The organism is Gilliamella sp. (assembly GCF_024104075.1).
GTDB classification, from domain to species: Bacteria; Pseudomonadota; Gammaproteobacteria; order Enterobacterales; family Orbaceae; genus Gilliamella; species Gilliamella bombi.
Map to the genome: position 1 here is coordinate 1 of NZ_JAGGHR010000050.1, position 10819 is coordinate 10819.

Genomic DNA, 10819 nt, shown 5'->3' on the forward strand with positions numbered 1-10819 from the left:
TAATAAGCTTATCTTTCTAAAGCGATTAAAGTATAGCCATTTAAGAAATAGTTGGCTAGTTTTTTGGCGGACTTTTTTGTAAAGAAATGTAAATAAATTTAAAGAAACATTTAGCACGATCAATTGTCAATTTTTCAACAACATCAACATATTCACAACCTCTGTAATAACGTTTACCAGAATAACCTTCAGCATATTTATTGGTGAGTTACATGTTAACTCCTAGTTATTAATTACAACAAGCCTTAAACTTACCGCACATCACAGTGTAAAAAACAACACTAGTTACCCTTACTTAATCAGCGATCAATTTCAATCTTTTTTTGAGTTATAAAAAATATTTATATATTGTTGAAAAGTAGTATTATGGATAAGATATGGCATACAAGACATATTGCTAAAATAATTAAAAATTTTATTTGGTTTATAATGCAACTTCATTTAGTCGTTAATACATTCGGTTCCGATTTACAACGTCGTTATGGCGAAAAGATCTATAAACTTACTTTACATGGTGGCTTTAGTTGTCCCAATCGAGATGGTACTATTGGGCAAGGTGGCTGTACTTTTTGTAATGTTGCCTCAATCATTGATGAATCTATTCAGGTTAAATCAATTTCTGAACAATTAACCTCGCAAGCCCAACAGATGAAAAAGTCTAAACGATACCTTGCTTATTTTCAAGCTTATACCAGCACCTACGCCGAGGTTGAAATTCTAAAAAGTATGTATGAAGAAGCCCTGAATAGTGCGGATATTGTTGGGCTTTGTGTTGGCACTCGCCCTGATTGTGTTCCTGATGAAGCACTTGATTTGCTTGCGAATTATCAATCCAATGGCTATGAAGTTTGGTTAGAACTTGGTTTACAAACTGCTCATAACAAAACCTTACACGATATTAATCGAGGGCATACTTTTGATGATTATTATCAAACCGTACAAAAGGCACGCAAGCTTGGCATTAAGGTCTGTACTCACTTAATTATTGGTTTACCGAAAGAAACCAAACAAGATAACTTTATAACCCTTGAGCGTGTGCTAGACTGTGGTGTGGACGGTTTAAAATTACACCCTTTACATATTGTTGAAGGTAGTATTATGGCAAAAGCGTGGCGGGCTGGGCGGCTTCCAGTATTATCATTAGATGAATATGTCGATATTGCTGGCGATATCATTCGCCAAACGCCAGCCAATATTTTGTATCATCGCATATCAGCTAATGCCAGAAAACCAACTTTACTTGCTCCTGATTGGTGTGAAAACCATTGGCAATCGATGAATGCCGTTGATCACAATTTACGCCAGTTTGGTGCTCAAGGTAGTGCTATTGGTGATAGTTACTTTTTTAAATCATAAGTGGATTTAATGATTATGAAAAAGGACATCCTTTCATTTATCCACTTCGCCTTTTTATTAATAATTATTAATTTATTTTCAACCAATAAATATGAATGGATGATTTTTACAGGTGATCCAGACAACCTTTGCACGTTACCATTAAGTGGAAGAAATAGTGAAGACGTTTTTCTTATCCTTACCATTCCCTTAATTTTGAGTTTATTTTTTATAAAAAATAGAAAAATAAGATATATCTATTTGTCCCTTGCTATTCTCTATTGTTTTTGGTCATTCTTTTTACGTTTTCAATGGTGCTAACAATTTCATCTAAAATTATTATAGTTTGAGAGATTATCAATAGCGTAACGCACCCACACTAAGAATAAAACCAAACTATAATGGTATAGACTCTTGAATTATTTTTACAAATGACAGTATGCTTATTCAACTGCCACTATGACCCAAATTTTACAGCAAATTTGGGTCTATAAAAATCAAACTTTGCACCCAAATAAATACTAAGTATATAATACGCCTTTCAAACTTGAGACAATCTGCATGCAACTGGCTTTTTGTATTTATAAATATTTTCCTTTTGGTGGTTTGCAACGTGATTTTTGGCAAATAGCTAAAGCTTGTCAAAATCGAGGACATAATGTTCGTGTTTATGTCATGGATTGGCAAGGCGATGTACCTTGTGGGTTTGACATTATTTTGGTACCTAAAAAGGGCTTATCCAACCATAGTCGTAATCAATCTTATTACCATTGGGTGAAGGATCATTTACAAGCAAATCCTGTTGATTGTGTAGTTGGCTTTAATAAAATGCCTGATTTGGATGTTTATTTTGCAGGTGATACTTGTTATGCCGAAAAGGTTTCACACAAGGGCTTTTTGTATAAATTGTCAAAACGCTGTAAGCACTATTTAGCTTTCGAAGATGCGGTATTTAATCAACATAGCCAAACCAAAGTTATGGTACTAACAAAACAGCAAATTAGTGATTTTGAGCACTATTATCATACTGTTCCGTCTCGATTTTACCTTTTGCCACCCGGTATTGCGCAAGATCGTCAATACAATTATGAGTCGCTAGCTAAAGGTAAGCAATTTAGGCAAGCCAATCAAATTGATGAACATAATTTTGTGATTGTGCAAATTGGATCAGATTTTAAGCGTAAGGGAGTAGATCGTTCTTTAACCGCCATTGCCGCACTACCTTGCGATTTAAAACAAAAAGTGACTTTTTTAGTAGTGGGGCAGGATAATCCCGAAGCTTATCAAAAACTGGCTAAGCAACTCGGCATTGAGCATCAAGTACGTTTTTTTGCAGGGCGTAATGATATCCCTGACTTTTTATTTGCGGCAGATTTGCTATTGCACCCTGCAAGGCAAGAAGCAGCCGGTATGGTGCTTATTGAAGGGTTAGCCGCTGGAGTGCCAGTGATTGTGTCAAGCACTTCGGGCTATGCTTATCATATTGATGATGCCAATGCTGGGGTGATCCTTGCCGAACCTTTTGTACAAGTAGATCTCAATCAAGCGTTGCAAAATGCCATAACAAACCACGATCGGTTATTAACATGGCACAACAATGCAATACATTATGGTAAAACGGCTGATTTATATCATTTAGCCCAGCGTGCCGCGGATATTATTTTAGGTTGTGATCATTATGAATGAGTTGAAGTTAAAATCCCCTTTTGATGCTTTGTGGAAAAATAAAGATCCGTTTGCGGAAGTTGAGTTAATATCAGGCAAAGTCTATCGAGCGGTTAAGCAACGTAAGACGTTGAATTTTGAGCTTGGTGATGAATCGTATTTTATTAAAATTCATCGTGGTACAACCATTAAAGAGATTATGAAGAATCTTATTTCGTTACGTTTACCTGTTTTAGATGCTAAGCAAGAGTGGAATGCGATTGAGCGTTTGGAGCAAGTTGGCGTTAATACGATGGATGGGCGAGCATTTGGTCGTAAGGGGCTAAATCCGCTGACTCGTCATTCGTTTATTGTGACAAGAGATCTTAACCCGACTGTGAGTTTAGAAGATTTTACTAAGCCATGGTTAACTAATCCACCTAGCTATCATATAAAGCGTTGTTTAGTGATTTATTTGGCAAAAATGGTTGCCCAAATGCATGCGGCTGGGGTTAATCATCGTGATTGTTATTTGTGTCACTTTTTGCTTGATATTCCGCTTTTTGAAAATCATCAGCAAATAAAATTATCGGTGATTGATTTACACCGTGCTCAGATCCGTAAAACAGTTCCTGTTCGTTGGCGTGATAAAGATTTAATTGGGCTTTATTTTTCAGCCATGAATATTGGGCTAACTGATCGTGATATTTGGCGTTTTTTGAAAGTGTATTTTAATCAACCTTTAAAAACGATTTTGCGTAATGAAGCTAAGTTAATTGCTAGTACGCATCAAAAAGTTGAACGAATTCGTAAAAGGACAGAAAAGTATCATCTTTAACAATAAGGATACGCTATGTTTATTGAACAAATTGATATTTCCGGATTTAAAGGTATTAGTCAACTATCTTTAAAATTAAATGCAAGTTCTAGCGTACTAATGGGTGAAAATCGTTGGGGGCGGTCAAGTTTAATCAGCGCTTTGCAATTGTTATCACTAGACAACACATTTTACCAATTTGTCGATTCCGATTTTTATCATGATCAATACCAATGTTATGGCGATAATATTATTATTAAAATCACTTATTGCCAATCACACTTACATGAATTAAATAATCAAGATTATCAACCATTACGCTCAGTTTCGTATCAATCACACCAAGATAATCTGCATCGTATCACTTATCAAATTTCTGCCAATAAACAAAATAACCAAATTATAACACAACATAAATTGCTCAATGCACAAGGCAATCCCTTTAATATAGAAAACGAAAAATTATTAATTGCAACATTAATCAAACTAAATCCAGTAATGACACTTAAAAATGCAATTAATCCAGAGCAATTAACTGTTACTAACGAACCATTATCCGAACACTACATTAGCCAACTTTCAAACCAACTAAAAGCCCATTCAGCCGAATTAACCCAAGATGAATTAGCTCGAGGCCTACAAGCCGCACGCTCATTATTAGAGTATTATTTTGTCGATCAAGCACACCGCAATCATTACAAACAAAAAAATGCCAAAAGTACACCAAGATCAGAAGATTGGAATATTTTGGAACAAATTAATGATGTATTGGATAATCTTGATAATGATTATTTACGAACGGTATTTTTAGGAATTTTCGGCTCTATTATTGATGCTAAAGGAAATTATTCACTTTCACAAAGTTCAATGCCTATTTTAATTTTAGAAGAGCCTGAAAGTTTGTTACATCCAATCATTTTATCCGTTGCATTTCGCTTACTAAAAAACTTTCCTACACAAAAAATTATCACGTCTAACTCAAGTGATCTAGTATCGTTATTTTCATTAGAACACCTTTATCGTTTAATTCGTCTGCCAGATAAAATTATTGCCAAATACATTGAACCTCATTCATTAAACGTTAGTGATAGTCGTCGTATTGCGTTTCATATTCTTTATCGCCGATCAAATGCCTTATTTGCACGATGTTGGTTGTTAGTCGAGGGCGAAACCGAAGTGTGGTTGTTACGTGAACTAGCAGAACAAAGTGGTTATCATCTGAGTTCAGAGGGAGTTCAGCTTATTGAGTTTGCTCAGTGTGGTTTAAAACCGCTTATAAAATATGCCAATAAAATGGGAATTCATTGGTATGTAATTACCGATGGGGATATGGCGGGTAAAAAATATGCCGATACGGTAAAATCGTTATGTGGTGAAGATAAAAATCCTAATGATTACTTAACGGTTTTACCTGCGCGAGACATTGAAAACTTTTTATTTAAACATGGTTTTAGTCATGTCTATAAACTTGCCGCTTATAATACAACACAGCATATTGATCTGCCTGTACATCAAATTATTCAAAAAGCAATTCATAAAAGTTCAAAACCTGATCTTGCGATTGCCATTTGTGATGATGCAAAATCACGTGGTATAAACGCTATACCGCGTTTGCTAATGGATACTTTTTCGAGAATTATTAGTTCATCTAAAGGGTTAGTTTAGATAATTACATTTTGAAAAATATTTAAAATCGCTATCAAGAAGATAAAACTATTCCGCCAATATAAATCGGCGGAATAAAATAAAAATTAATTCTATTTGGAGATTCGTTTATATTTAGCACGTTTAGGCTCTAACGCTTCAGCACCCAATGTGCGCTTTTTCCATTCTTCGTATTCGGTAAAGTTACCTTCAAAGAATTCAACATGCCCTTCGTCTTGATAATCCAAAATATGGGTCGCAATACGATCTAAGAACCAACGGTCATGCGAAATCACTAAAGCACAACCCGGAAACTCTAATAATGCATTTTCAAGCGCGCGTAGCGTTTCAACATCTAAATCATTGGTTGGTTCATCAAGTAACAGAACATTACCGCCTACTTGCAATAATTTAGCTAAATGCACACGCCCACGTTCACCACCTGAAAGTTCACCTACACGCTTTTGCTGATCAACACCTTTAAAGTTAAAACGACCAACATAAGCACGACTTGGTATTTCAAAATTGCCAATACGCATAATATCTTGACCGTTTGAAATTTCGTCCCAAACTGTTTTTTTGTCGTCCATACTGTCACGGAACTGATCAACTGATGCAAGTTGCACTGTTTCACCCAAAGTAATCGTGCCTGAATCAGGTTGTTCTTTGCCTGATAGCATTCTAAATAGGGTTGATTTCCCTGCTCCATTTGGACCAATAATGCCAACAATTGCCCCTTTAGGAATACTAAAAGATAAGTTATCAATCAGCACACGATCGCCATACGATTTAGTTAGATTGCTTACTTCAATCACTTTATCGCCTAAACGCTGTCCAGCTGGAATAAAGAGCTCGTTAGTTTCGTTACGTTTTTGGTAATCGTTACTGTTGAGTTCTTCAAAGCGAGCTAGGCGGGCTTTGCTTTTTGCTTGGCGCCCTTTCGGATTTTGTCGTACCCACTCAAGTTCTTTTTCGATCGATTTACGACGTGCCGATTCGGTCGAGGCTTCTTGCGCTAGGCGCTGATCTTTTTGTTCAAGCCAAGATGAGTAGTTGCCTTCCCATGGAATGCCTTCACCACGGTCAAGTTCTAAAATCCAACCAGCTACGTTGTCTAGAAAGTAGCGATCGTGAGTTACTGCAACAACCGTACCTTCGTAGTCATGTAAGAATCGTTCTAACCATGCTACTGATTCGGCATCTAAGTGGTTGGTCGGTTCATCCATTAATAACATATCAGGCTTTTCAAGTAATAATTGACAAATTGCTACTCGACGGCGTTCACCACCTGATAAATTTTCAATTTTCGCATCCCAATCAGGTAAACGTAGTGCGTCAGCGGCTCGCTCTAACTGGTTATCAAGATTATGAGCATCTTGCGATTGAATAATGGCTTCAAGCTCTGCTTGTTCTTTGGCTAATTTGTCAAAATCGGCGTCAGGATCAGCATAAGCGGCATATACTTCATTTAATCGAGCCAATGCTTGTTTAGCATCACTAACCGCTTGCTCAATGGCTTCACGCACAGTTTGTTTAGGATCTAATTTCGGTTCTTGGGGTAAATAACCAATTTTAATATCAGGTTGTGGGCGTGCTTCGCCTTCAATTTCGGTATCAACACCCGCCATAATTCGTAGTAAAGTGGATTTACCCGCTCCATTTAAACCGAGTACACCAATTTTTGCACCTGGAAAAAAACTTAAAGAAATATCTTTTAAAATATAGCGTTTAGGGGGAACAATCTTCCCTACGCGATTCATGGTATAAACATATTGCGCCATAAAACATCATCCGTTAATTTTGTTTAAAAATAGCAAACCATATCAGTTGCTATATAATTGATGGCATATATTGTAATGATTCTGAGCATCGGGTCTAGGGTTATTTTTGAGAATATAGGTAAATCAATATTCGCTATACACAAAACTTAATGTAGGACTTGTATATGCATATTCATGCTTCGCCACAATGACCATAATGGTAACGGTGAAAAAATAGGAATAATTTCTAATCTAACGCCTACGCTTTTAAGAGGGTACACATACCGACACCATCTCTGGAAATCAAAAGATAGACATAACACCCTTATAGATAACCTTTAGCATGTAATAGAGATACCCAGAAATTTTTGTATCCCTCAACTCAATAATGTCATAGTCCAGTTGATCATTAAAAACCGTTTTCCCATTTATTAGTTAGCTATCAATTTAAAAATGACTTTTAAATTTGATAGCATTTATTTAACCTATAACGACTGATAAATATCCAAGACTAATATGATCAAAATAAAATGCGACGTTAAAGTAAAAAATAACTTTTATGTTAAGCTTTGTAAGACTTGCGCTAATTAATCTGGTTGTGGAAAAAATAAAGAAATAGATTTAATATCTATAAGAAAAAGGCTTTATAAAAAGCATAATCATTTTCAAATACTCGTAATAGACAACAACATTAGTTGCCCATTACGGTTTTAGTGATTATTTTATAGCACTATACTACTCACTATCCTTTAAGGTACTACACAGACTACCCTGTGGGTTGTGAACAATGAAATATTATTAATACGTCTGAACATCCTCAAATCTTGGAGTGACACACATAAACCAATAAGATAATCATCAATTAATGACTGGCTACAAAACAAACAGAGCAATAATCCTATTTTAAACATCGATTTGATTTATAAAGTTTTTATGGTAAATTTTCACCTCGACAAAATGTTTGAGAGGACTGACCACGATCGAGGCTATAGTGATCACCATTAATCCAACTGTTTAGAGGCGTTCCATCAACAGCAAAAGGCTTATCGGCTCGGTACATTTCAGATGTCCAAATATAACTCCCACCGTTATGATATCGGTAGACGCTTCCCCATTCTCCTAGAAATGTACCTAAATCACGGGAAGGTCTATATGTCCTTGGTGTAGGAAGTGTAGCAGTACCTTCTGGTAAATCAGCATCAAGTGAATTAATTAATTCATTCCTTCTATACATATATTTTTGTCGCCAAGATTTTCCTGTGTCAGAAAAATCATTAACTTGTTCTCGTGTTGTTGCTGGTATTGCATGACCATCAATAATTTTACGACATTCATCAAACGCCACGTACTCACGATCAAAGTTAATAAAACCGCTACTTTTATAATCCTTCCTATGATCAACAAGAATTGCCCATTTTTTAGGTATCGGAAGAGTCACTTTACCAATATTTTTCCAACTGTTACCGTTATCTTCTGTGTACTCCATATTAATGGTTAATGGAGTCTTCGGTTTAAGACGACTATTATAAACAACCTGACAACCTTTCCCCAATTCTTTATTTCCGTTTCCTGATAAAGTTACCCAATTATTGATATTGCTAGCATCAAGTCTACAACGGTATTTTGACTGTTCATTCCCTGAACCTATTAAGTCAAACTTAATCCCTTTGAAACCAGTGATAGGTCGAAATGACTCGGCTATAAATCCTACACGAAATCGATTAACCTCCTTATAACCAGCACCACTCCATAATGCCGAGTTATAGCCTTTAGGATATTTAGTTATATCACTAGCCTTTGAATAAACATCAAGACCATCTGGCCGAGCGTAGCACAATTTTGGACCACCTGAAAGCATAAATTGGTAAGTTATTTTGGGTTTGCTACCATAATAATTTTTATTGGGAATGCCATACTTAGTCGTTGCGGCGATATCTTGTGCACTCAACTCTAAAGTATAAGGCCCCCCACATAGTGTCAACTCCTGATGTAAATCACTCACAACTTGAGAACCATCTTTCCAAGTTGCAGTTAACGTACCACCGACGGTAAAATTATCAGTAATTGAAGCATCACCATCATCATCCGCCACTTGCAAGTTAGAAATTGTATGTGCTTGTCCATCAGCAGTAACCAAAGCAATAACATCTGAAAACTTTGTACCAAAAGGGACAGTTAACGGTTTTCCTCCATTCGAGATTGAACCATTAACTCCAATTTGTATTAGCTCGCCAGTGTTTTCTTGACTTGGCATCATAAAACCTAGCAACTCATCTAAATTTTTTAGTTTATTACCGACTTGATCATTCTGAGACGTTTTAAATTGTAGATAAGGCGCACTCCCTTCAATCACCTTTGTTGTGGTTGCGGATAAGGCAATAACATTACCCGATATCATTATACCCAACGTAGCAATTATAGTTCCATAAGCATAATGTTTGACATGTAAACTTGACGATATAATTCGTAAAATTTGGCCAAAAAACTTAGCTATTTTTAAAATAAACATTCGAGGTTGTTCAAAAGCTAACTTATTGCTTTTGTATATTTTATTATTCATAACTTCCATTTTTAATTACTTTTTCCTATAAAAAATCATTTGCATCCAAATCATAACTACTGATAAAACACAAATTTGATCATATTTATTATATTATGTTAATTTTATGTAAAAAATAACTTTTTTGTTAAGATTTGTAAACATGTGATTAAATGAGTCTGATTATTAAAAATAATATATAACTATATGAAAATTATATTAAATAATAAGAAATAGACTGATTTTATAGTTTTAAATATTAGGTACCAATTTTGTAAAAAATAATCATCAAATTATTCATCATTGCATGTTGATGGGAATCGTTAACCTTATATTTTTGATACTAAAAAGTGGGAACATACCATTACTGTAAACAATGCGAGTAAGTTCTATAATTAACTTACTCGTAATAACCCCTGTAACTTTAAAAGTTACAGAGTCAAACTATTTGCTGAACAAATAAAACAAATTTAACTATGGCTTGACACAAGCAGCTCTAAGTTTATTATTAGTTGATTTAGAATCATATAAATCTCCATCCCCCAAATCGATTCGAATTGGTTCTCCTTTGTATGTATCAATTGCCCAATACCAATCTTGAGGATGACTAGTTTCCCAGTCATCAAGACCTAAATAGTGATTAGGATTGTTAAATAAGGTTCCCCATTCATTAAATAGCCCACCAATCCACTTGCCATTACCGCCGCGATAGCTTAATTGACGGCGATAACCATTGATATTTCTTCCAGGAATACCTCCTGTCCAAATATCATCATTATTTGCATTAGTATAATCTGCAACACTCGGCATTCGGTATCCAATTCGGTTACAGTAATTTTTTGCATCTTGCACAGATGCATTAATATTAGCCCCTTGGGCTATATACCATCTTTCAATTTTAAAGCTATACAAGACGTTACTTTTGGCTCTATCTGAATAAAGCTTAAATGTAGAGGGACTAAAGTTTTTATTAGCACTACTGTTTACTGGTCCTTTTAGTACTATCTTTAAAGCTACATCTCGTGAACCTTTTCCCCAACCTGGTGTTATTGCAGATGATAAAGCTAAACTAACTCCACT

7 protein-coding genes and 2 pseudogenes are annotated in these 10819 nt (G+C 35.4%); 5 read left to right on the forward strand and 4 right to left on the reverse strand.

Annotation, left to right across the window (positions count from 1 at the left end):
- Positions 1-76 precede the first annotated feature (76 nt).
- Positions 77-208, reverse strand: a pseudogene (gene glyA, locus J6569_RS10545) (serine hydroxymethyltransferase); the annotation flags it as partial.
- Positions 209-429: 221 nt separating this feature from the next.
- On the opposite strand from glyA, the gene J6569_RS10550 reads away from it, so the two are divergent.
- From J6569_RS10550 to J6569_RS10565, 5 genes are all read left to right on the forward strand, one after another.
- Positions 430-1356, forward strand: a complete 927-nt coding sequence (locus tag J6569_RS10550; RefSeq protein WP_296301040.1) for a TIGR01212 family radical SAM protein — start codon at positions 430-432, stop codon at positions 1354-1356.
- Between the two features lie 15 nt (positions 1357-1371).
- Complete coding sequence (locus J6569_RS11310) at positions 1372-1656, forward strand: DUF2645 family protein (protein ID WP_366940519.1); 285 nt, start codon at positions 1372-1374, stop codon at positions 1654-1656.
- A gap of 240 nt (positions 1657-1896) precedes the next feature.
- The gene (locus J6569_RS10555) at positions 1897-3021 is read left to right on the forward strand and encodes a glycosyltransferase family 4 protein (protein ID WP_296318407.1); all 1125 of its coding nucleotides are present in this window, start codon (positions 1897-1899) and stop codon (positions 3019-3021) included.
- Positions 3014-3817, forward strand: a complete 804-nt coding sequence (rfaP, locus tag J6569_RS10560; protein WP_296318408.1) for a lipopolysaccharide core heptose(I) kinase RfaP — start codon at positions 3014-3016, stop codon at positions 3815-3817. Before J6569_RS10555 ends, rfaP begins: the two co-directional genes overlap by 8 nt.
- Positions 3818-3832: 15 nt before the next feature.
- Complete coding sequence (locus tag J6569_RS10565; RefSeq protein ID WP_296318409.1) at positions 3833-5461, forward strand: DUF2813 domain-containing protein; 1629 nt, start codon at positions 3833-3835, stop codon at positions 5459-5461.
- A 92-nt stretch (positions 5462-5553) separates the two neighbouring features.
- Here the strand turns inward: J6569_RS10565 and ettA are convergent, their stop codons facing one another.
- From ettA to J6569_RS10580, 3 genes and pseudogenes are all read right to left on the reverse strand, one after another.
- Positions 5554-7221 carry an energy-dependent translational throttle protein EttA gene (gene ettA, locus J6569_RS10570; RefSeq protein ID WP_296318410.1) on the reverse strand — a complete coding sequence of 556 codons (1668 nt, stop codon included), beginning with the start codon at positions 7219-7221 and terminating at the stop codon, positions 5554-5556.
- Positions 7222-8131: 910 nt separating this feature from the next.
- Positions 8132-9760: a hypothetical protein gene (locus tag J6569_RS10575; protein ID WP_174798714.1), complete on the reverse strand. Its 1629-nt coding sequence runs from the start codon at positions 9758-9760 to the stop codon at positions 8132-8134.
- A gap of 453 nt (positions 9761-10213) precedes the next feature.
- Positions 10214-10819, reverse strand: a pseudogene (locus J6569_RS10580) (hypothetical protein); the annotation flags it as partial.

Excerpts from the sequence above, each read along its gene's own strand:
- J6569_RS10550 (WP_296301040.1), top strand. The coding sequence starts at position 430 with ATGCAACTTCATTTAGTCGTTAATACATTCGGTTCCGATTTACAACGT.
- J6569_RS11310 (WP_366940519.1), top strand. The coding sequence starts at position 1,372 with ATGAAAAAGGACATCCTTTCATTTATCCACTTCGCCTTTTTATTAATA.
- J6569_RS10555 (WP_296318407.1), top strand. The coding sequence starts at position 1,897 with ATGCAACTGGCTTTTTGTATTTATAAATATTTTCCTTTTGGTGGTTTG.
- rfaP (WP_296318408.1), top strand. The coding sequence starts at position 3,014 with ATGAATGAGTTGAAGTTAAAATCCCCTTTTGATGCTTTGTGGAAAAAT.
- J6569_RS10565 (WP_296318409.1), top strand. The coding sequence starts at position 3,833 with ATGTTTATTGAACAAATTGATATTTCCGGATTTAAAGGTATTAGTCAA.
- ettA (WP_296318410.1), bottom strand. The coding sequence starts at position 7,221 with ATGGCGCAATATGTTTATACCATGAATCGCGTAGGGAAGATTGTTCCC.
- J6569_RS10575 (WP_174798714.1), bottom strand. The coding sequence starts at position 9,760 with ATGAATAATAAAATATACAAAAGCAATAAGTTAGCTTTTGAACAACCT.